This window comes from Planctomyces sp. SH-PL14 (assembly GCF_001610835.1).
Classification (GTDB): Bacteria; Planctomycetota; Planctomycetia; order Planctomycetales; family Planctomycetaceae; genus Planctomyces_A.
This window is the reverse complement of sequence record NZ_CP011270.1, coordinates 5,979,195-6,001,503: the sequence shown is the minus strand read 5'-3', so window position 1 is coordinate 6,001,503 and position 22,309 is coordinate 5,979,195. Positions and strand designations below refer to the sequence as shown.

General features: G+C 68.6%; 13 protein-coding genes. All 13 read left to right on the top strand.

The genetic code is table 11. The features are described 5' to 3' along the window. The first annotated feature begins 3 nt into the window (after positions 1 to 3). The 13 genes from VT03_RS23035 (at position 4) to VT03_RS22975 (ending at position 22,268) form a co-directional block, all read left to right on the top strand. On the top strand, positions 4 to 1,293 hold the full coding sequence (locus tag VT03_RS23035) for a beta-ketoacyl-[acyl-carrier-protein] synthase family protein (protein ID WP_075095177.1): 1,290 nt from the start codon (positions 4 to 6) through the stop codon (positions 1,291 to 1,293). Between the two features lie 554 nt (positions 1,294 to 1,847). Continuing rightward, on the top strand, positions 1,848 to 3,512 hold the full coding sequence (locus VT03_RS23030) for a DUF1549 domain-containing protein (RefSeq protein ID WP_075095176.1): 1,665 nt from the start codon (positions 1,848 to 1,850) through the stop codon (positions 3,510 to 3,512). Between the two features lie 135 nt (positions 3,513 to 3,647). Next, positions 3,648 to 4,502, top strand: coding sequence for a hypothetical protein (locus tag VT03_RS23025; RefSeq protein ID WP_075095175.1), 855 nt, complete (start codon positions 3,648 to 3,650; stop codon positions 4,500 to 4,502). A gap of 67 nt (positions 4,503 to 4,569) precedes the next feature. Beyond that, positions 4,570 to 5,901, top strand: a complete 1,332-nt coding sequence (locus tag VT03_RS23020; protein ID WP_075095174.1) for a DUF1501 domain-containing protein — start codon at positions 4,570 to 4,572, stop codon at positions 5,899 to 5,901. Between the two features lie 125 nt (positions 5,902 to 6,026). Next, positions 6,027 to 6,956 carry a hypothetical protein gene (locus tag VT03_RS23015; protein WP_075095173.1) on the top strand — a complete coding sequence of 310 codons (930 nt, stop codon included), beginning with the start codon at positions 6,027 to 6,029 and terminating at the stop codon, positions 6,954 to 6,956. A gap of 49 nt (positions 6,957 to 7,005) precedes the next feature. Further along, positions 7,006 to 8,712, top strand: a complete 1,707-nt coding sequence (locus tag VT03_RS23010; protein WP_075095172.1) for an EF-hand domain-containing protein — start codon at positions 7,006 to 7,008, stop codon at positions 8,710 to 8,712. Positions 8,713 to 8,816: 104 nt separating this feature from the next. After that, positions 8,817 to 9,827, top strand: coding sequence for an AAA family ATPase (locus VT03_RS23005; RefSeq protein WP_075095171.1), 1,011 nt, complete (start codon positions 8,817 to 8,819; stop codon positions 9,825 to 9,827). A 110-nt stretch (positions 9,828 to 9,937) separates the two neighbouring features. Next, entirely contained in the window at positions 9,938 to 10,831 is an 894-nt protein-coding gene (locus VT03_RS23000; protein ID WP_075095170.1) for a DUF58 domain-containing protein, read from the top strand. A gap of 157 nt (positions 10,832 to 10,988) precedes the next feature. Further along, entirely contained in the window at positions 10,989 to 13,115 is a 2,127-nt protein-coding gene (locus VT03_RS22995; protein WP_075095169.1) for a BatA domain-containing protein, read from the top strand. 189 nt (positions 13,116 to 13,304) lie between these two features. Next, a complete protein-coding gene (locus tag VT03_RS22990) occupies positions 13,305 to 17,135 on the top strand; it encodes a DUF4175 family protein (protein WP_075095168.1) in 3,831 nt (1,276 codons plus the stop codon). Positions 17,136 to 17,262: 127 nt separating this feature from the next. After that, positions 17,263 to 18,231, top strand: a complete 969-nt coding sequence (locus VT03_RS22985; protein ID WP_156514705.1) for a hypothetical protein — start codon at positions 17,263 to 17,265, stop codon at positions 18,229 to 18,231. Between the two features lie 70 nt (positions 18,232 to 18,301). Continuing rightward, positions 18,302 to 21,004 carry a glutamine amidotransferase gene (locus VT03_RS22980; protein ID WP_075095166.1) on the top strand — a complete coding sequence of 901 codons (2,703 nt, stop codon included), beginning with the start codon at positions 18,302 to 18,304 and terminating at the stop codon, positions 21,002 to 21,004. Positions 21,005 to 21,419: 415 nt separating this feature from the next. After that, on the top strand, positions 21,420 to 22,268 hold the full coding sequence (locus VT03_RS22975) for a hypothetical protein (RefSeq protein WP_075095165.1): 849 nt from the start codon (positions 21,420 to 21,422) through the stop codon (positions 22,266 to 22,268). The last annotated feature ends 41 nt before the right edge of the window (positions 22,269 to 22,309 follow it).

The window sequence follows — 22,309 nt, the reverse complement described above, 5'->3', positions numbered from 1 at the left end:
CCCATGAACCGACGCGTCGTTGTCACAGGTCTCGGATGCATCTCTCCCGTCGGTCACAGTCCGCGCGACGCGTGGGCGACGGCCTGTGCCGGGCGGTCGGGGGTCGACGTCATCCGCCGATTCGATGCGGAGGGCTTTCCGACGAAGATCGCCGCGGAGGTGAAGGACTTTGACCTGGGCCGCTGGCTCGATGCCGATCGGGTGAAGACCTTCGAGAAGGCGGGGCCGCACATTCAGTTCGGCGTCGCGGCGGCGGTCCAGGCCATGCAGGATGCGGGACTGGCCGATGGGTTTCCGGGGGATCCGGCGCGGCTGGGGGTGTATCTTGGATCGGGGGAAGGGTCGCAGGATTTTCCGCTGTTCATGCGGCTGCTGTCGGAGTCGATCGACGAGCTGGACCGCGGCGATACGTCCCGGTTCACGGAGCTGGGGCTGCGGCATATGGATGCCGACTTTGAGCGGAACCAGGAGCCGAACGTGTTAGCCGCGCGGATCGCGGGGTTGTTCGGGGCGGAGGGGCCGAATTTGAACTCGCTGACGGCGTGTGCGGCGTCGGCTCAGGCGATTGGCGAGGGGACGGGGTTGATCCGGGAGGGGCAGGCGGACGTGATGATTGTGGGTGGGTCGCACAGCATGATTCATCCGTTCGGGCTGACGGGGTTCTGTCTGTTGACGACGTTGTCGACGCGGAATGAGGACCCGACGCATGCTTCGCGGCCGTTTGACCGGGAGCGGGATGGGTTCGTTCTCGGCGAGGGGGCGGCGATGCTGGTGCTGGAGGAGTACGAGCATGCCCGGCGGCGGGGGGCGGAGGTGTATGGGGAGATCATTGGGTATGGGGTGGCTTCGGATGCGTATCGGATTACGGATATCCCGGCGGATGGGAATGGGATTGCGAGGGCGATGCGTCAGGCGTTGGGGGATGCGGGGTTGAATGCGGGGGATCTGTCGTATCTCAATGCGCATGGGACGAGTACGAGTGCGAATGACCGGACGGAGACGCGGGCGGTGCGGTCAGTGTTTGGGGAGGCGGCGAGGGGTCTGCCGATGTCGAGTACGAAGGGGTCGACGGGTCATCTGGTGGCGGCGTGTGGGGCGTTGGAGGCGATGTTTTCGATGTTTGCGCTCAAGGAGCAGGTGATGCCGCCGACGGCGAATTATGAGTTTCCGGATCCGGAGTGTGATCTGGATTATGTGCCGGGTGGTGCGCGGGAGGGTCGGATTCAAACCGTGATGTCGAACAACTCGGGCTTCGGCGGCCAGAACGTCTCGCTGATCTTCCGTCAGAGTTAAGCCCTCACCGGGTCCAGGGGCACCCTGGTGGGGAGTGCAGAGGGGCCGTGAGGGAGGCGGAAGGGATTCAGGCTGAAGGCGGAAGGTAGAGCGGCGTAACTCAGGATCATTGGCCCTCATCGGGTCCAGGGGCACCCTGGTCAGGGGGTGCAGGGGGCAGAATGCCCTTTGCCCGCCGGAGGCCCGTCTCGTAGGGGACAGTCTGAAGGAGCACCGGTCCAAGCGCGGACAACGTGTCGTATGCCCCCTCACCAACACGCGGGGATTCGAAACCGAGCGGTGAGTCCTCAACGCCGGTTCCACAAAGGGGGCGTCCGTTGCTTACCACGGTTCCTCATTAAAGCGCCTCCGGCGGCAAGGGGGCGAGGCCCCCTTGACCCCAGCGGCCGTAGCACGTTGGGTTTGAGCGAATAACGCTTTGCCGGCGGGTGGGCGAAGACATTTTTCCCAGCACCGGACTCTTTTCCGTTGCATTATAGACATCGAGTCTATACGCTCTCAAAAACCTGCTCGGCCCCCCATCGTCCACAGTCCTGTCGTCGCCGGAGGATATCGTGGCTCCCCGCTCCCCGTTTGCCTCCGCGCTGCATCTCGGCCTCGCCTGGGCGGCCTTCGCTGGAACGGGATTCTTCGAGAACTGCCTCTCCTCCGCCTTCGCCCAGGACGCGGCCCCCTCCCCTGTTGTCCCCGCCGCGCCGGCCCTCGTCGCCAATCCCGCGGCCGCCCGGATGTCCTCCCGCGACCTCGCGGACTGGATCGACCTCCGCTTCGAAACCAGTGCCGAAGGTCAGCGGACGAAGTTCGACGTCGTCGACGACCCCACTTTCCTCCGCCGGGTTTCGCTCGACCTGACCGGTTCCATCCCCAGCGTCTCCACGACGCGGGACTTCATGGCCGACCCGTCGGAATACAAACGGGACCTCCTCGTTGACTCCACGCTCGGAACGGCGGGCCAGCAGAACCGCCAGACCGACCGCTGCGCCGAACACCTCGCCCGCGTCTGGCGGCGGCTCCTGGTCCCCGGCAACGGCCCCGGCGCCGCGATGGCCACGCGGCTCGACCCCTGGCTCAAGGTCCAGCTCGCCCAGAACGTCCACTACGACGAACTCGCCCGCTCGCTCGTGACCGCCAAGCCGGTCACCCGGCCGCAGCCCGCCGACGGCCTGATCGTGCGGGCGATGCCGGAAGGCCCGATCGTCCTCTACGAGGCGGTCGGAGCGACGCCGGAGAACCTGGCCAACTCCTTCGCCCGGACGTTCCTGGGCGTGCGGATCGGCTGCGCCCAGTGCCACGATCACCCCTTCGCCGAGTGGAAGCAGAACGACTTCTGGGGAGTCGCCGCCTTCTTCGCCGGCAGCAAGCGGGGGCCGAACGGCGAGTGGCTCGATGAATCCGTCACCAAGATCCGCAACGAGGCGAACTCGACCGACTACGACGCCCGCTTCCTGTGGGGCGACGTCCCGCAGTTCCCCGAAGACAAGACCCCGCGGCAGGTCTTCGCCGAGTGGATGACCTCGCCGAACAATCCCAACTTCGCCTCGACCGCCGTCAACCGCGTCTGGCAGTACCTCTGCGGACGGGGACTGACGGCGGCGGTCGACGACCTCGACACCGCCACGCCGGAAGAGCGAAAGATCCTCGACGAGCTGGCGGAACAGTTCGAGCGGCACGACTTCGATCTCCGCTGGCTGATGGCCGGGATCTGCCAGAGCCGGACCTATCAGCGGCTCTGCGCCGACGGCGAGGACGAGACCGCCGGCGTCCGCCCGGTCAAGACGCTCCTCCCCGAGCAGGTCTACGACTCCCTGGAGCAGGCCCTCGCGCTGCCGGTCTCGAAGGTGGACGGCGGCCCGCGGCACAACGGCCAGATGAACGAACTCATCGGCCGGCTCAACGAGGCGATCGGCAATACCCCCGAAGACTTTCGAGGCGGGATCCCCCAGACACTGCTCCTCATGAACGGCCAGATCACCGCCAAGGCGACCGACCTGGACGAGAGCCGCACCCTGCGGGCGGTCGTCGAGGCCCCGTTCCTGAGCAACGACCAGAAGCTCGAGGCCCTGTACCTCGCCGCCTTCACCCGCGTCCCGACCGAGGAAGAGCAGGCGTTCCTCCTCAAGTACGTCAAGGAACAGGGGGACCGGCAGAAGCAGAAGGAGGCGTTCGCCGAGATCTTCTGGGGACTCCTCAACAGTCCCGAGTTTGTCCTGAGTCGGTGATCCCCTTCGTCCGATTCCCCGTTCCCTGGTCGACCCTTCGCGGGCGCCCCATACCGCTCGATCCGAATTTCCCGGCCCCCGCCGGTGACCCTGGCCCCGTCCCTGACCCCACACCTCTCTTTCGAGGCCCGACCGATGATCGACGTCCGTGCCAGCCGCCTCGACCCTCCGCACCGCAGCCTGTGGCGCGTCGCCCCCTTTGCGCTGGCGCTCGGCGTCATTGCCGCGGCCCGGGTCGAAGCGGAGGAAACGGCGGAAGCGGCGGGGAAGCGGCTCGACTTCATGAAGCGGTCGGTCGGGGAGTACGTCGTGACCCCCGCCGAAGGGGAGAAGCCCGCGGACCTCATCGCCGAGCCGCTCCTCCGCTGGAACAACCCGGTCAGCAACGTCCCGGACGGGACGATCTTCCTGTGGAAGGACGCCCGGTCCCAGCCGGTCGCGATCGTGCAGGTCTTCATCCTCGGCAACACGAAGGACCTCTGGCTCCACGAGTTCCAGTCGCTCACGACCAGTCCGCTGAGCGTGAAGCAGGGGACGGCGACCACCTGGAACCCCCGCCGCGGCGGGATCACCTACAAGCCGCTGGCCGACGCCCCCGCGCCGGCTGAGACCAAGACCGCCCGGCTGACGCAGATGCGGCAGATCGCCAAGCGGTTCCAGTTCCAGGACGACTTCGAAGGGAAGAGCCGCTGGGAGCTGCGGCTCATGACGACCCCGCTCTATCGCTACGGCAGCGACGAGGGTGACGTCGTGGACGGAGCGATCTTTGCCTACGCCCACGGGACCGACCCCGAGGGGCTACTGCTCCTCGAAGCCCGGCGGAGCGACAAGGGGGGAGCGCTCGAGTGGCACCACGCCCTTGCGCCGATGACCGGCTACGCCCTGACCGCCAAAGACCGCGACCAGGAGGTCTGGTCGATCGGCTGGCGGCAGCCGCCGTATGACCTCAACGAGCCGTTCGCCTGTATCGAGTATCACCCCCGTCCGTGACCTGAGTCCTGTTTCGGTCCTCCGTCCCCGTCCCTGTCCCTGTTCCCGATCTCGCCCGGAGATCCCCATGTTCCACGACTTTTCCCGCCGCGACCTGATCCGCATGTCGGTGGCGAGCGCCCTCGGGGTCTCGTTCTCCGGCTGGCTGCCGCGCCTGGCCCGCGCCGCCGATGCCCAAGGGGAGGCGCGGCCGCACCGTAAGGCCTGCATCCTGCTGTGGATGCCCGGCGGACCGAGCCAGACCGACACCTTCGACCTCAAGCCCGGCCACGCCAACGGGGGCCCGTTCAAGGAGATCGCGACCGCCGCTCCGGGCGTGCGGTTCAGCGAGCACCTGCCGCTCCTGGCCAAGGAGGCGAAGGACCTCGCCATCATCCGCAGCATGACCTCCAAGGAGGGGGACCACGGCCTCGCGACCGCCCTGATGACGACCGGCTACCGGCCGATGGCGGGAGCCCTCGACTATCCGAGCATCGGGTCGATCGTGGCCAAGGAACTCAGCCGCGAGGAGGACATGCTCCCCGGCTACGTCAGCGTCTCGCCGTTCCGCTTCGGGGACTCGGGTGGGGCCGGCTTCCTCGGGCCGAACTACGCTCCCCTGACCGTGACCGGCTCGAGCGATGACCCGGAAGCGCGGGCCAACCTCTCGATCGAGAACCTCGCTCCTCCGGCCAAGGCGACCCCGGAAGCGATGAAGCAGCGGTTCGAGATCCTGAGCTTCCTCCAGAACGACTTCCAGAAGCGGGCCAGCGGGACCTCGACCGCCGCCCACCGGGCCAATGCCGAGAAGGCCCGCAAGATGATCGAGTCGCAGGCCAAGCATGCCTTCAAGCTCGAAGAGGAGCCGGCCAAGCTGCGGGACTCGTACGGCCGCAACCGCTTCGGCCAGGGGTGCCTGCTGGCCCGCCGCCTGATCGAGCGGGGGGTCTCGTTCGTCGAGGTCGGCTTGACCGGAGCGGGCGTGAACGCCTTCGGCTGGGACACCCACGGCGACAACTTCAACCAGGTCAAGACGCTGTGCGGCGTCCTCGACCCCGCGTGGTCGACCCTCCTCTCCGACCTCCGCGAACGGGGGATGCTCGACGACACGCTCGTCGTCTGGATGGGGGAGTTCGGCCGGACGCCGAAGATCAACCCGAACCAGGGGCGGGACCACTGGCCCGACGCCTGGAGCACCGTCCTGTGCGGCGGCGGGATCAAGGGGGGACAGGTGGTCGGCCAGTCGGGACCGGGGGGCGAGGGGGTCAAGGATCGCCCGGTCACCCCGCCCGAGTTCCTGGCGACCGTCTGTGCCGCCGTCGGAATCGACCACACGAAGGAGAACATCTCCACCATCGGCCGGCCGATTTCGATTGTCGAAAAGGGAGCCGAGCCGGTGAAGGAGATCGTCAAAGTCTGAGTTTTGTCCCGGCCTGTCGTCCGGCCGCCGCCGTCCAGACGGCGCGGCGATCGGCCCGGAATCGTTCCTGTTCGCCAAATAGTTCCCGTATCCGCGGCCTCCGGGCCGTACTCGTGGCAGACCTCATGAAAGCCTGGTCCCTCCTCCTGCTCTTCGGCCTGGCGGCGCCGACCGTCCGCGCTGACGATCCGCAGGATCCCGACCGCGAGGCACGCTACCAGTACGTGGTGGACAAGTTCGCCGAATGGTCCCTCTCGCGGGACGAGGCCGGTACCGCGTCTCCCCCGAAGCCGCTCAAGAACCAGCTCGCGCCGCTCCTGCGGTACACGAACCCCAGCGGCGGACTCGTGAAGGACGGAACGCTCTTTGTCTGGCGGGACGGCATCCGTCCGATCGCCGCCTGCTCGTTCTCGATCCGCGGCCCGGAAGACCCCGACGCGGTCTTCTTCGAGATGACGTCGCTCGTCGGGACGCCCCTCCGCTGCGAGCGGCGGGGACAGGCCCGCTGGACACCGAAGCGCAGCGGCCTCCTCGACCAGGCGGTGCCAGAGACGGGAGTCCCCGAGGACCGACCGGTCGCCCGGCTGACGACGATGCGGAACATCGCCCGCCGGTTCGAGGCCGAGAACTTCCTGCGGGACGGCAAGCCCAACGCGCTGCGGCTGATGCCCCAGCCGATCGACCGCTATCAGGACGAGGCGGCCGGGCTGCTCGACGCGGGGATGTTCGCCTTCGTCGAAGCGAACGACCCGGAGATCCTGCTCCTGATCGAAGCCCGCAAGGGAGCGGACGGCGAGAAGTCCTGGCGGTACACCGTCGCGCGGATGACGTCCCGCCAGCTCGAAGTCCGGCTCGACGGGAAGCAGATCTTCACCGCGGCGAACTTCTGGCAGAACCCGAAGTCTCCCGACGACCCGTACCTCGAAGCCCGCGACGGAGTCATGGTCCTCGATCCGCCGGCCCAAAGCCGCGAGAAGCCTGCAACCGGCGCGGCGACACCCGCGACCGCGCCACCGGTCCGGCCAAACCCCCTGTCCCTCGGCCGCGAGTCCTGAACGCTGAATCCTAACTCCTGAATCCTTTCCCCCTTCTCCCCTGCCGGGAATGACTGAACTCTTCCTCATCGCCGCCTCGCTGCTCGGAGCCGATCCCAACCCGGCCGTGAGCTCCCGCGCCGCCGCGGCCGCCGTTCCGATGGCGGCCGTCGCGGCGGACGCTCCCGGCGCGGGACAGGCCGGAGAGAGCCGGGACTCGATCCTGCTGCTCGAAGGGGGACCGCTCCATCTCCGCGTTCACATCAGCCTCGGCGGCAAGACGCTCGCCGCCCGCCGACGCGAGTACGCCCAGGAGCTGCTGAAGACGCTCGACACGAACGGTGACGGCAAGCTGAGCCGCGACGAGGCGAGCCAGTCGCCGCTCCTGCGGACGAAGCAGCGGGAGTCCGCCAAGGGGTTTCTGCAGTCGATCGGGGCGGGTGAACGGACGCTGGCCCAGGGGGACATCGAGCGGACGATCGAACGGTTCGGCGGCGAAACGGTTGTCTATCGCCAGGACACCTCCGCCGCCGAGCCGGACAAACAGGTCTTCGCGTTCCTCGACGCCGACGGCAACGAGTCGATCGACGCGGACGAGATCTCCTCGGCGGCGGACCGGATCCTGGCCAAGGACGGCGACAGGGACGAGTGCGTCACGTTCGACGAGTTCCTCCCGCCCGCCCCCCCGGTCAACGACCCGCTCGCCGCCCTGAACGCGACCCCCAAGCCGGCGGCGACCGCCTCGCAGCAGCTCCGCGACCTCGCGGACCCGTTCGTGGCCCGCCGGCTCCTGCAGCTGTACGACCGGGACGGGAGCAAGTCGCTCTCGGCGGCGGAGATCGGCTGGAGCGAGCCCCGCGTCGCCACGCTCGACGGCAACGGGGACCGGCTCCTCGACGCGGGCGAGCTGGCGCGGATCACGGAGAGCGAAGTCGACCTCGAGATCGCCGTCGACCTCGACCCCGGACCGGGGAAGCAGCCCGGCATCCGGATCCTGACGGCGGGGGTCCAGCGGCTCGACGGCGACGACCGGCCGGACTTCGCCAAGGTCCAGTTCCGGGATGCGGTCATCAGCCTCTCGCACCGGCACATCGACCCGATCGCCCGGACGATGGAGTCCGCCATGCGGGTCTTCAACCGGCTCGACATCGACGCCAACGGCTACCTCGACCGGGCCGAGGTCAAGGACAGCATCCGCCTCGAGAACGGCCTCTTCGAACTGATGGACGTCGACAACGACCAGAAGGTCTTCGGGGACGAGATGAAGCGGTTCGTCGCCGCCCGGGGCGAGCCGGCCGCCACGACCTGCCGGGTCAACCTGTACGACACCGGGGCGGGCTACTTCCTGTACCTCGACCGGAACGGGGACGGCCGGATCTCGGAGCGGGAGCGGCGGGCGATGCACAAGTCGCTCGGGCAGCTCGACCGGGACTCGAGCGGCGTCATCACCCCGAACGAGCCGATCCGGCATTACCACCTGGAGCTCGTCCGCGGGACCTATCTCCTGTTCGGCGGGGCGGACCAGACCGCCGCCGCCTCGCAGCTCCCCGCCTTCCAGCGGCGCCCGCCGGTGGGCCCGGCCTGGTTCCAGGCGATGGACCGCAACAACGACGGCGACCTCTCGTGGCAGGAGTTCCAGGCTTCGCGGCAGGACTTCGACCAGATCGACACCGACGAAGACCAGCTCATCGACCCGAATGAAGCCCAGCGGGCCGACGAGGAGTACCACCGGAAGTCCGGCGAGGTCGCCGACGCGCAGAAGGGGCCGCCCGACTGACGCCTGGCGCGCAGCTCCGCGCCGTTCTCAGGACACCGCCATCAGGGGACTGACGTCCCCCGCTCGCCCGAAACAGAACTTTTACATCCTTGAAACCCGGATCCATGAACACACCGAACGACACCGCCGTCATCGCCCGCCTCCGCGAAGCGCAGCGGGCGGTGAAGACCGAGATGGCCCGCGTCATCGTCGGCCAGGACGACATCATCGAGTCGCTCCTCGTCTGCCTCCTGTGCCGCGGCCACGTCCTCCTGCACGGGGTGCCGGGGCTCGGGAAGACTCTCATGGCCCGCACGCTGGCCCGCTGCCTGGAGCTCGAGTTCCGGCGGGTCCAGTTCACGCCGGACCTCATGCCCTCGGACATCACCGGGGCGGACGTCCTCAAGGAAGACCAGGCGGGGAAGCACTTCGTCGAGTTTCAGCCGGGCCCCGTCTTCACCAACTTTTTGCTGGCCGACGAAATCAACCGGACCCCGCCCAAGACCCAGGCGGCGCTCCTCCAGGCGATGCAGGAGGGGGAGATCTCCGTCGGCCGACAGACCTACACCCTGAAGCCGCCGTTCTTCGTCGTCGCCACGCAGAACCCGATCGAGATGGAGGGGACCTATCCGCTCCCCGAGGCGCAGCTCGACCGGTTCATGTTCAACCTGCGGGTCAAGTACCCGACGGTGAGCGAAGAGGTCCAGATCATCAAGGGGACGACGAGCACGCTCACCGCGAGTGCCGAATCGGTCCTCAAGGCCGACGAACTGCTCCAGCTCCAGGCGATCGTCCGCGGAGTGCCGATCGCCGACAGCGTGATCGAGTACGCGGCCCGCCTCGTCGCCGCCACCCGCCCCGCCGCCCCGGGACAATCGGGACCGAAGGCCTACGCGGGCCTCCACAAGTACATCCACTACGGCGCCAGCCCCCGGGCGTCGCAGTACCTCGTCCTCGGCGCGAAGGCCCGGGCGATCCTGGCGGGGCGGTACCACGTCGACTTCGCGGACCTCAAGGCGGTCGCCCCGGCGGTCCTCCGGCACCGCCTCGTCCTCAACTTCCACGCCCGCGCGGACGGCGTCGATGCCGACGTGCTGGTGGGGAATCTCCTCAACGCGGTCCCGACCGAAGGGTAAAGAAGACTGAAACACGAAGACACAAAGAGGCATAAAGGTCCCGAAGCGATACTGAGCCTGCTCCTCTTCGTGCGGCTTTGTGTCTTGGTGTTGAACGCATTTCCCGATCCATGATCGATCCCCGCTCCCTCACCGACCCCGCCTTCTTCTCCCGCATGGAGAGCCTGGAGCTCCGTGCGCGGTCGATCGTCGAAGGCTTTCTGACCGGGCTGCACCGCAGTCCTTTCGTGGGGTTCAGCGTCGAGTTCGCCTCGCACCGGGAGTACGTCCCGGGGGACGATCCGCGGTACATCAACTGGAAGCTGTTCTCTCGCCAGCGGCGGCTCTACGTCAAAGAGTTCGACGCGGAGACGAACATGAACCTCTACATCCTGCTCGACGTGAGCGGGTCGATGGAGTGCGCCAACACCGGCCGGACGAAGCTCCACTACGGAGCGTCGCTGGCCGCGGCCCTCGCGCATCTGGCCCTCAAGCAGCGGGACGCGGTCGGGGTGACGCTCTTCGCCGACGGGGTCCTGGGCCACCTCGCGCCGCGGGCCAAGCCGCACCAGCTCGACGAGATCCTCCGCCTCATCGCCACCACCGAGGCCCGTCCGCAGTCCGAGGCGGCCCGGGCCCTCCAGCAGTCGGCGGAGCTCTGCCGGCACCGCGGGATGGTGGTGATCATCAGCGACCTGTTCGACGACATCGACGCCATCGTGAAGGGGCTCGAACACCTCCGGTTCCGCAACCACGAGGTGGTCCTGTTCCACCTGTGGGACCCGTGGGAGCGGGACCTGCCGCTCGACGGCAACATCCGGTTCCACGACCTGGAGACCGGCGCGGAACTGAGCACGAGAGTCGAAGGAATCCGCGATGCCTACCGGGACGCGGTCGCCGAGTGGCGGCAGCGGATCGAAGTCGAATGCCGCAACCGCGCCATCGACCGCGTCGAACTGACGACCGACGACCCCCTCGACCAGGCCCTCCTCGACTACCTCGTCCGGCGGTCGAGAGTGCTGTGAGGTGTCACAAAGGATGAGAGAGAACAACCCTACAACAGCCCGAAGCGCAAGCGAGGGATTTCCCCCTCCGTCCCTCGCTTGCGCTTCGGGCTAGCGTGAGTCCCGTAACCCACTCGCGACCCGCGACCAACCACCCACTACCCACGTCCTCCCCCCAATGCACTTCGTCCAGTCCGCATTCCTGCTCGCGACGGCGGCGGTGGCCCTTCCGGTCATCGTCCACCTCATGTTTCGCTCGCAGGCGCGGCGGGTGAACCTGGGAACGCTGCGGTTCCTGCGGCAGGTCCTGGAGCGGAACGCGCAGCGGCAGCGGATCATGCGGTGGCTGCTGCTCGCCCTGCGGATCGCCACGGTGTTCCTGCTGGCGTTCCTCTTCGCCCGGCCCTACTTCGTCGAGGCGGCCCCCGGCGGCGACCGGCGGCTCGTCATGATCCTGATCGACCGCTCCGCCAGCATGGACCTCAAGGGGGACCAGGGGCGGCTCGTCGAGCAGGCGATCGCCGAGGCCCGCCACATCGTCTCCCAGCAGGCGGAGCGGACCCGCATTGAAGTCGCCTTCTTCGACGACGCCCTCCGCCCGCTCGACGGGGTCTCGACTGACGAGGGGGGGACGGAAGCGGCGGGTCGGAACGAGACCGCCGGGAAGCCGACCGTGGGGGGCAACCGCGACACCGCGTCGAAGCTCCTGGCGGACGTCCCCGCGCCCGGTCCCCTGTACCACGCCACCAACTACGGCGCGGCGATCAACTGGGCCCGCGACCTCGCGGTGCGGGTCGCGGCGACGGAGCAGGAGCTGCACCTCTTCACCGACCTCCAGCGGTCGGGGCTCGACTGGGCCGAGGTCGATCCGCTGCCAGAGACGGTCCAGGTCCACATCCACGACCTCGGCCGGGCGGTCGTCAGCAACCTGGCCGTGACCGAGGCCCGCCCGATCCGCGGCGTCGTCCGCCCCGGCGAGCCGACGACGATCCTCTCGACCGTCCTCAACAGCACCCCCTTCCCGGTCGCCGAGCAGCAGGTGCTGCTGAAGCTCGAAAGCCCGGCCGGCAAGCTCAGCCTGCGGGAGCGGGTCAAGCTGGAGCCGGGCTCGACTGGCAGCGCCAAGTTCGAGATCCCGGCCCTCGACGCGGGCCTCTGGACCGGGACCGTCTCGATCGAGACCGACGACGATCTCCGCTTCGACAACTCCCGGCAGGTCGCGGTCCTCGCCGTCCGGCCGAGCCGCGTCGTCATTGCCGACGGCGCCCCCTCGACCTCTCCGTTTCTCAGCGAGACCTACTTCCTCGCCACGTCGCTCCGCCTCGCGCCCGACGGCGAAGAGTATTCCGAATCCCCCTTCGACCCGGTCGTGGTCCCGCTCCAGCCGGGGGACGAGCTCCCCTCGCTGACGGACGCGCGGGTCGTCGTCCTGGCGAACGTCGCCGAGATCGCGGCGGACGACGCGAGCCGCCTGGCGGAGTTCGTCCGGACCGGCGGGGGCCTCGTGGTCTTCGGCGGGGACAAGATCCAGTCGCGGGGGTACGAGACGCTGCGGGCGGCGGGGCTCGTGCCGGGACAGATCGCCGGCCCGGTCCACGCCAGCGACCTGCCGTTCCGGATCGACCAGTGGGAGGACAAGCATCCCCTGATCCGCCCCTTCGCGGACCCGCAGCACGGCGACCTCCGCCGGCTCGCCTTCCGCGGCTACACGAAGATCGTCGTCCCGGCCGCGGCCTCGAAGCCGAGCGGCTCCTCCGAAAGCAAGGACGCCCCGGCTCCCGCGGCGACCTCCGATGTCCGTGTCCTGGCCCAGTTCCGCGGCGGGGACCCGGCGATCCTGGAGCAGCGGTTCGGCCAGGGGACGGCGGTCTGGTTCACCTCGACCTGCGACCGGGGCTGGGGGGAGTGGCCCAGCTCGCGACTCTACCTGCCGCTCGTCCACCAGATCGTCGGCGAGCCGCTCGGCCTCAACGACGGGGGCCCGGTCCGCCCGACCCTGATCGACGCCGCCGCCTCGGTCGACGCCCGGCCGGAAGTCGCCCGCCGCCCCAATCACAACCAGGTCATCAATCCGAGCCCGCGGGAGTCGGAGACCGACCGGTGCACGAATGAAGAGTTCGCGGAACGGTTCCAGCTCACCCTGGCGGAGAAGCCGGGGGAGCCCCTCGTCCGCCCGGCCAACGCCGCCGCCGCCGCCCTCGCCGCCACCGACCTCCGCCAGGACGAACAGTGGCACTGGGCCGCCGTGGTCCTGGTGGGGCTGATGTTACTGGAGTCGTTCGTGGCGAATCGAACGGTGAGTTAGGGAAGTATCAGGTAACAAGTAGCAAGTGTCAGTTAGAGGCAGATTGGGAGGGCGAGGCTCCTGCCGAGCCGCAAGCCGGAGAAAGCGTCGCCCCCAGCCAGACTCGCCCTCCAACTGATACTTGATACTTGCCACTTGATACTTCCCCGTCGTAGTCCTCGTCCCCCTGGTCCCTGGCCCTTCACCGCCATGTCCACCATCCACGAGTCCCCTTTTCTCCGCCGGTTCGACGCCCTGTGGGCGCGGCTGCGGCGGGTTCAGTTCGGGCAGTCGCTTACGGTGTGGGGGCTGGCGGTCCTCGCGGTCTGGATCGCCCTGATCGCAGCCGACTTCTGGCTCGAGCTCTCGCGGGGGGCCCGCATCGCCGGGATCGGGATCGGGATCGGGCTGGCCGGCGTCTTCGCCTGGCAGCTGTGGCGGCAGTTCCGCCGCGGCGGGACCCGGCCCCGGACGGCGGCGGAGATCGAGCGGTCCTTCCCGCAGCTCGGGCAGTCGATCCGGACGACGGTCCAGTACGGCGAAGCCTCGACCGACCAGATCCAGGCGGCCGGCGTGCGGAGCGGGCTCGTCTCGGCGCTCGAAGACGAGACCCATTCGCGGTCCCGCGGTCTGCATCTCGACTCGATCGTCCCGGCGCGGCGGATGTGGCTCATCGCCGGGGGGCTGGCGGCTTCGGTCGTGCTGCTTCTGGGGACGATGAGCCTCAACTGGGAAGTCCGGGTCGCGGCCGCCCGCTCGCTGCTTTCAGAAACGCCGTACAGCCAGCTCCGGGTCGCGCCGGGGAACATCAAGGTCGACCAGGGGAAGCCGGTCGAGATCGAATGGACCCTCTCGGGCCGCACCGACCGCGACGTGAAACTCCTGACCCGCCCCGCCGGAGACCCGCAGGGGGTCTGGTCGCAGCGGGACTTCAGCGCCAGCCAGGCGACGGAGCGGGGCGACCGGTTCCTCACGTTCACTGCCCGGATCGACTCGGTCAAGAAGCCGATGGAGTACCGCGCGGCGGCCGGAGACCTCGAGAGCCCGATCTACCGGATCGACGTCCGCTACCCGCTGGCGCTCAAGGAGGTGAAGATCGAAGTCACGCCGCCGGCCTACACGAACCACCCGCCGAAGACGACCGAAGACCCGAACCTGACCGTCGTCGAAGGAAGCTCGGCCCGGTTCGCGATCACGCTCGACCAGCCGCCGCGGACGGCGTCGCTTGTCATCCGGGACCTCGCCCGCCGCGACGACGAAGCCGCCCCTCCTTCAACCCGGACCGTCCCGCTGGAAATCGCGGGGACAGAGCTCACGGCCCTCCTCCCGCTGACGGGGGACATGAAGTATTCGATCATCGCCGAGACGAGCGAAGGGCAGCGGCTGCCGGAGAACTCTTACCGCGTGCGGGTCCGGCCGGACCAGCCGCCGGAAGTCTATTTCGAGGAGCCGGGGGACGAGCTCGAAGTCCACACGCTGGCCGAGGTCCTGATGCGGATCCGGGTCCGGGACGACTTCGGCCTCTCGCGGGCGGGGATCATCTTCGAGGTCAACAACGAAGAGGAGTACCCGCTCCTCAGCGAGGACTTCGCCACGGCGGCCGAGGAGCTCCAGAAGCTCGGCAAGCTGACGCCCGACACCCAGGCGGCCCTCGAGAAGGTCCTGCCGCTCGAGTTCTTCGAGCTCAAGATGACCGACAGCGTCGCCTACTACGCCTTCGCGGAGGACAACTACCCGGGGACGCCGCACCGTTCGGTGACCGACCTGCGGTTCGTCGACATCCGTCCGTTCCGGATCCGCTACGCCGTCCGGGACGACCCCGATGGGGACGGGGACGGGCCTCCCCCTCCCAAAATCGCCTCGCTCGGAGAGCTCATCAAGCGGCAGCGGTTCAACCTGAACCGTTCGATGACCGTCGCCATGCGGGCGGAGCGGAAGGAGAAGATCGACCTGGGAGCGATCGACAGCCTGGTGAAGTCCGAGGCCGAGATCGCCACGGCGACGCGGCAGCTGGCCGACAGCCTCTCCGTGTTCATGAACGACGACCTCATCGACGAGATCCAGCTCCTGCTGCAGGCGGAGGCCCACATGCTGGCGGCGGTCGACTCGCTGGCCGCCGGCAAGTACGACACCGCGGTCCTGCAGGAGCGGGACGCGCTCAAGGAGCTGATCGAAGGCCGCAACAAGCTGCGGGAGGAGATCCAGAAGAACCCGAGCAAGTTCCGCGGGTTCGCGGCGGCCGACCGCCGCCTGGCCCAGAAGCTCCGCCGCCCGAAGTCCGACAAGGAGGAGGCAGAGGAAGTGGTCCGCCGGATCAAGCAGCTCGCCTCCGCGCAGGAGGAGATCGAGGCCGAGCTGACAGGCGGAATGCAGGAAGGGGGTACGGGCGAAGGGGGCGGCGAGCCGAAGGACGCTGCCGATTCGCCGATGCCCACGCCCATGCCGAAAGACGGAACCGATCCGAAGACTCCCCAGCCGATGGCCGAGGGGGACAAGGACGGAGCGCCGATGGAGAAGCCCTCCGACAAGAGCGAAGGGGACAAGAGCGAAGGGGACAAGAGCGAAGGAGACAAGGGCGAGGCCAACCCGCCGAAGGGGGCCGGCAACAAGGACGCCATGGGGGGCAAGGAGGGGGACGCCCCACCGCGGCGGATGTCGCGGGAAGAGCTCCGCGACCGGCAGCTCGACAACGTCCTCGAAGGGCAGGACATCGACAAGGCGCTCGGCAAGCTCAAGAACATCACGGACCTTGCCAAGGGGCGGATGACCGAGGCCAACAAGTCGCTCGAAGGGGCGAACAGCTCGCTCGACCGCGGAGACTCGGCCGGGGCGCTCGAGCAGTCGGGCCAGGCCCGGAACGTGCTCGACGAACTCGCCAAGCAGGTCGATGCGCTCGCCAAGGCGGAAGCGGCGGAACGGCTCAACGCCGCCCGCGAACTCGCCGCGGAGGTGGCCGAAGCCCAGAAGGAGCTCGCCGCCCAGACCCCCGGCCCCAACGGCCAGCAGGGAGAGATGAAGAACGACAAGTCCGAAAAGAAGGAGAACCCCGGCGGCGGGGCGAAGGCCCCGATGCCGATGGGGAGCGGCAGCGAGCCGCAGGAGATGGACGATCCCCAGGGAGGCGGAGCAGGCGAGCCGAAGCCCGACGATCAGAAGCCGATGCCGGGCTCGGGAAGCGATCCCGCGAAGGACCCGATGGAGAACCCGATGGCGGGGGGCGGCGGGAAGATGCCGCCGATGAAGGACCGCGAGGGCCAGGGGGGCGGCGCCGATCCGGAAGCGGATCAGGAAGCCCGGGCCGAAGGCTTGGCCAAGGAAGCGGAACGGAATGCCCAGGCGGGCAAGACGGTCGTCGACATCCTGCAGTCGATCCTCAAGTCGACCGACCCGGCCGACAAGGACGTGATCGCCAAGGTCGAGGCGATCCTCAAGGAGAACAAGCTCGACGAGACGATCGGCCGGATGGAAGGACTGCCGCAGCAGCTCCGCGAGGGGCAGTACGGCGACGCCCAAGTGACGGCGGCCGACAGCGCCGACCGCTGGGAAGCGGCGGCCAACCGGCTGAGTACCGCCTTCCGGGAGGTCGCGGCTCCGCGGCTGGAAGAGCTGATGGACATCGAGCGGAAGCTCCAGAGCCTGCAGGAGAAGCTCAACGAGCTGCAGAATGAGCGGGACGTCGTCGAATGGCACGTCGACGCCGGCAAGCTCCTCCAGAAGATGGAGGACATGAAGATCGCCGAGGGGCTGCGGGAGAAGCTCGAAGAGATGATGAAGGAGGCGGGCTGGTCCGAGGACGCGGAGCACTTCAAGGTGAAGGGCGAAGGCTGGATCATCGACCGGAACCGGGAGCGGATCGACGTCCCGGTGGGGTATGGCATGGCGGTCCGGAACGTCGTCCAGGAGGTCCAGGCCCATATCCAGGAACTCCTGCTCGGCGACCTCCTGAGCAGCAAGGACGAAGTGACTCCGCCGCAGTATTCCGAGCTTGTCGAGCGGTACTACGAAGTCCTTGCCAAGCAGAAGCGGCCGGAGCCGAAGTAGGGGGAGTTAAACACCAAGACACAAAGAGTTCACCAAGGCCACAAAGGCGTGACTCCGCAGGATCTGACCTTTGTGCTCTTGGTGCCTCCTTGGTGCCTTGGTGTTTAACCACAACGCGAGGGGAACCATGACCGGACAACGAAGAACACGACTGGCCGCCGCCCTCTGGATGGCGGTCGGCGCGATGGTCGCCGCCAGCCCGGCCGCGCGGGCCGAGGACGATGCCGAGGCGCAGTCGCGGTTCCTCCAGACCCTCTATCGCCAGGGGGCCGACACGTACCAGTTCTTCGCCGACGCGGAGCACAAGGTGAAGCTCGAGCGGGAGGCCAAGCCGGTCCTCCACTGGGCGAGCCCCAACGACTGGTCGGGGGACCTCTTTATCTGGCAGCGCGGCGGACGGCCGGAGGTCGTCGGCTGCATCCTGTCGGGACCGCAGCCCGGCGGCGACCGGATGTTCTTCCACGAGTTCCACGCCCTCTCGACGGCGCCGCTCGCTCCCCAGAAGCTGCCCGACGGCCAGGACTGGATCCCGCGGACCACGGGCCTCGAGTACCGCCCGATCCCCGATGCGCCGCTCCCCGCCGGGACCGAGAAGGCCCGGCTGACCCAGATGCGGTCCCTGGCCCGCGCGTTCGACGTTCGGACGCAGTTCGACGGAGCGGAGTGGGAGCTGCGGCTCCTCCCCCAGCCGATGTTCCGCTACCAGCGGCCTGCCGAGAACCCGTCATCGGAATGGCTCGACGGGGCGGTCTTCACCTACGTCCTCACGACCGGGACCGATGCCGAGGTTCTCGTCCTCGTTGAGGCTCGCAAGGGGGCTGACGGGAACTGGCAGTGGCAGTACGCCCCCGCCCGGATCACGAACCGTCCCGCCTGGATCCGCCTGGGAGACGCCGAGGTGTGGCGGGTCGACACCCACACGGAGGAAGCGGGGGCCATCACCCGTCCCTACACCACGTTCTACGCCGGACATAAGACCGCCGCGGAGCTGAAAGACCTCCGCGCCGCCCAGCCCGCAGCGGAGCCGGCGGAAAGCACCGGGGCCCTCCCCCGGCCCCTGCCGGCCGACGCCCCCGCGCCCGCCCCCAAATCCTGAAGAAGCCGACTGACAAAGCCGACCGGCCCGCTCCGCTCGACCGGCGGAGACGGGCCACTGGAGTTCCGACGTGTCGCGTCTCGCGTTCGAATCGCCCGTCACCCTCCCGCTCCTGGCGGGGATCGCGCTCGCCGCGGTCCTGCTGTGGGCCCTGTTCCGCCGCGCGCTCGGCCCGCCGGCGGGGATCTCGCGGCGGACCGGGTTCTTCGTCCTCCGCGGGCTGCTCGTCGCCACGCTGGTCCTGATTCTCCTGAACCCGGTGCGGGTCACCCAGACGCCGGGGATCGCCGAGCGGCCGGAGCTCTTCTACCTCGTCGACAGTTCGCAGAGCATGACCCTCGGCGAGCCGACGACCCGCTGGGAAGACGCCCTCGAAGCGATGCGGGACGCCGCCGCCCAGGCGAGCGGCAGCCCCGTTGATGTGAAGCTCTTCCGCTTCGGCCAGCGGCTCCTCGCGAGCGGCGGTCTGGACCAGATTGGAGCCGGGCAGATTGGCGCCGGCGCAGGCCCCGGCACTCAGCAGGCCGAACGGGCGTCGGGCGCCCTCTCGCTGACCGCTCCCGCCTACGCCGCCGACGTAACGCGGAACGTCGGGCCGGCCGCCCCCGCCGCGAAGACCATCGCGCCGCTCGCCCCGACCGATTCCGACACGCAGCTCATCACGGCGCTGCGGCAGATCTCCAGCCGCTTCGGCCACAAGCCGCCGGCGGGGATCGTCGTCTTCTCCGACGGCCGGACCCGCGACGAGGAAGGAGGCGTCGACCAGATCGTCTCGCAGTTCGGGCGGCTGCAGGTCCCGGTCCACGTCATGCCGACGGGGGGGCTCGGGAAGCGGGGGGACATCTCGATCGTCGCCGCCGTCGTCCCGCCGCGGGTCCGCAAGTTCTCGGAGGTCGAGGTCCAGGTCTTCATCCGCAGCTTCGGCTTCGACGGCTACCGGACCGAGGTCGAGCTGACGGTCCCGGCGGGCGGCGGCAAGCCGGCCCGCAAGCTGGCGAGCGTCCCGGTGACGCTCCGCAGCGGCTTCCAGGCGGCGACCGTCTCCTTTCGCAGCACGATCGAGTCGCACAAGGTCCAGGTCGGGATCCCGACCGCCGACGAGGAGATCTCCGACGCCAACAACAGCCTCACGAGCGAGATCGCGATCGACCGGACCAAGATCCGGATCCTGTACCTCGAAGGGTCGTCTCAGCCGCTCTCGGCCACGGTGGTCGGGACGCGGCAGGTGATCCGCGGGGCGCACTCGGACGTCGCCAAGGCCCTTACGGGGGACGACGACATCGAGTGCGTCGTGGTGGCGAGCGCCGGCGGCGGGGGGGACCTCGTGCGGATCGGCGAGACCGGCTTCGACCGCAGCCGCGGCTTCCCCGAAACCAAGGCCGAGCTCGCGGCCTTCGACGCCATCTTCCTCAGCGACATCCCCGAGCGGCTCCTGACGCAGCAGCAGGTCGACTGGATCGAGGAGTGGATCGGCCAGCGGGGCGGCGGGCTGTTGATGGCGGGGGGCCCGCGGAGCTTTTCGTCGGGGGGCTGGCACGAGACCAAGATCGCCGAGATGCTGCCGGTCGAGATGCTGCCGGGTCCCGACTGGAACTCCTCGGAGCAGATCGCCTGGAAGCCGCTTCCGGGGACCGAGGCCCATCCGATCTGGTCGCTCTACACCGAAGAGCGACGCACGCGGGAGGCCCTGGCGGCGATCCCGCCGCTCCTGGGAGCGAACCAGTTCGCGGCGGTGAAGCCGAACCTCACGCTGACGCTGGCCGATGGCACCGTCACCGGGTCGTCGACGCCCCCGGCCGGCGCCGTCCCGCAGGGGGACGCGGCGAGCGTTCAGGACTTCTTCCGCCGCCTCGTCGAAACGGGGCCGGAGTCGACCGAGCGGCAGGCGAATCCTGCCGGCGGGGCCGCGGCTCGCGGAGTGACGGCGGCGCTGGTCGTCGGTCGTTACGGGCGGGGGCGGACGATCGCTCTCCGCAACGCGATCACGCCGCCGTGGGCAGCCGAGTTCAACACGAACTGGAAGCAGGAGGGGGGAGTCGGCGGCGGAGACCAGGGGAACTATGCCCGGTTCTGGCGGAACCTCGTTTACTGGCTCACGGAGAACTCATCGATCGGCCGACGGCGGCTGATCGCGGGGGCGGACAAGCGGTTTTATCACCCCGGGGACGCGGTCGAGATCACGTCGTCCGCGTTCAACGAGCTGGCCCGGCAGACGAAGGACTACCGGATCGTGGCGATGATCGAGCCCAACAGCTCGCTCAAGGAGATCCCCGGCGACTACTCGCCGCTGAAGTGGCCGGAGGGGATTCCGCGCACGAGCGGCGAGGAGGGGCCCTATATCGCCTGGGGTGAGGAGCTGGAGATCCCGCTGGTGGCCGAGGGGGACAAGCCGGCTTATGGCCTGAAGCTCGCGATCGCCGACACGCTGCTGTCGGGAGCGGCGAGTCAGTCGCTGCGGCTGGAGCTGACCGCGTATGAGGACCAGACGCAGGTCGACAGTACGTCGCTCGACGTCCAGATTCTGCATGATCCGTTTGAGCTTCAGAATCCGTTCCCGAACCATGACCTCTTAAAGCGGATCGCGACGCTGTCGGGAGGAAAAGTCCTGTCGGGGGCAGACGATCTGGCGAAGGTGCTGGGGGAGATCCCGATCAAGGTGGGTGCTCCGGTGGTGAGCCGGAGTCCGATCTGGAGTTCGTGGTGGTTGTGGTGCTGGCTGGTCGGTTTGTTGACGGCGGAGTGGTTGTGGCGTCGGCGGGTCGGGCTGGCGTGAGTGGCGCGTGGAGATGACGCGGTGAGTCAGCTTCGATCGTCATCAATGCTCAAACCACGTCCTTGCCGGCACGGCTGTGCTCGCTCAAACCCATCGTGCCACGGCCGCTGGGGTCAAGGGGGTCTCACCCCCTTGCCGCCGGAGGCACTTCCACGAGGAACCGTGGTCAGCAACGGACGCCCCCTTTGTGGAGCCGGCGTCGAGGACTCGCCGCTCGCTTTGCAACCGCCGCGGGTTGGTGTGGGGGCATCCGACACGGTGTCCGCGCTTGGACACTCACTCCTTCAGACAGTTCTCGACGAGACGGCCTCCGGCGGGCAAAGGGGCGTTGCCCCTCTGCACTCCCCACCAGGGTGCCCCTGGACCCGGTGAATCAAGCCCATCCACTTCACGCTCATCACCAACAACGTGACCAATGACGAATTCACTCCTCCACATCGCCGCCATCGGCCTCGCCCTCTCCATTCCGCACTTCTCTGCCCTGGCCGATGACCCCACTTCCACCTCCCCCACCTCCGAAGCGGAAGCCAAAATCCGCGTCGCTACCCAGCACATCACCCAGTGCGAAGCGACCCTCGCCACCGGCAAACCCCTCGACCGCATCGAAAAACCCCTCATCACCTACGGCGACCCCGTCCGACAGAACGACAACGGCACCCTCTGGGCCTGGGGCCGCGCCGGCCGCCCAAAGTGTTTCCTCGAGCTCTACCAGAGCGACGAGAACCGCGGCTTCTGGATCCACGCCGTCTCCCTCACCTCCACCGACCTCGTCGAGATGAGAGCCCCCCTGAGCCCCCGCTGGACCCCCAAAGCGGCCGCATTCAAACCGGCCCCCATCACGGGCCCTCCCATCGGCGACTCCGAACGCGTCCGCCTCCGACAGATGAAAGAAATCGCCGGCCGCCTTAAAGCCCACGAATTCTGGGACCCCGACAACTCCCGCTACGAACTCCGCCTCCTCATCCAGCCCGTCCACCGCTACGCCGACCCCGCCGCCGGCATCCTCGACGGCACCGTCTTCGTCTTCGCCCACGGCACGAACCCCGAGATCCTCGTCCTCATCGAAGCGACCGGCCCCGAACCGGCCAGCGCCACATGGAAACTCGCGGCCGCCCGCATGGGGAGCGCCGAACTCCACCTGTCCCTCGGCGACGAAGAAGTCTGGTCCGCCCCCCGGACCCCCAACGTCGTCGGCCGCCCGGAAGACCCCTACTGGCTCTTCCTCTCCCGCGCCGACGCCGCTCCGGCGCCGGCCGCCCCCTGAACGCGTCGCAACTCGGACCAGGAGGAGGGGGCCACAGATGA

What these genes read in the sequence shown, in the direction of transcription:
- VT03_RS23035 (WP_075095177.1), top strand. Translation starts at nt 4, where the DNA reads ATGAACCGACGCGTCGTTGTCACAGGTCTCGGATGCATCTCTCCCGTC.
- VT03_RS23025 (WP_075095175.1), top strand. Translation starts at nt 3,648, where the DNA reads ATGATCGACGTCCGTGCCAGCCGCCTCGACCCTCCGCACCGCAGCCTG.
- VT03_RS23020 (WP_075095174.1), top strand. Translation starts at nt 4,570, where the DNA reads ATGTTCCACGACTTTTCCCGCCGCGACCTGATCCGCATGTCGGTGGCG.
- VT03_RS23015 (WP_075095173.1), top strand. Translation starts at nt 6,027, where the DNA reads ATGAAAGCCTGGTCCCTCCTCCTGCTCTTCGGCCTGGCGGCGCCGACC.
- VT03_RS23010 (WP_075095172.1), top strand. Translation starts at nt 7,006, where the DNA reads ATGACTGAACTCTTCCTCATCGCCGCCTCGCTGCTCGGAGCCGATCCC.
- VT03_RS23005 (WP_075095171.1), top strand. Translation starts at nt 8,817, where the DNA reads ATGAACACACCGAACGACACCGCCGTCATCGCCCGCCTCCGCGAAGCG.
- VT03_RS23000 (WP_075095170.1), top strand. Translation starts at nt 9,938, where the DNA reads ATGATCGATCCCCGCTCCCTCACCGACCCCGCCTTCTTCTCCCGCATG.
- VT03_RS22995 (WP_075095169.1), top strand. Translation starts at nt 10,989, where the DNA reads ATGCACTTCGTCCAGTCCGCATTCCTGCTCGCGACGGCGGCGGTGGCC.
- VT03_RS22990 (WP_075095168.1), top strand. Translation starts at nt 13,305, where the DNA reads ATGTCCACCATCCACGAGTCCCCTTTTCTCCGCCGGTTCGACGCCCTG.
- VT03_RS22985 (WP_156514705.1), top strand. Translation starts at nt 17,263, where the DNA reads ATGACCGGACAACGAAGAACACGACTGGCCGCCGCCCTCTGGATGGCG.
- VT03_RS22975 (WP_075095165.1), top strand. Translation starts at nt 21,420, where the DNA reads ATGACGAATTCACTCCTCCACATCGCCGCCATCGGCCTCGCCCTCTCC.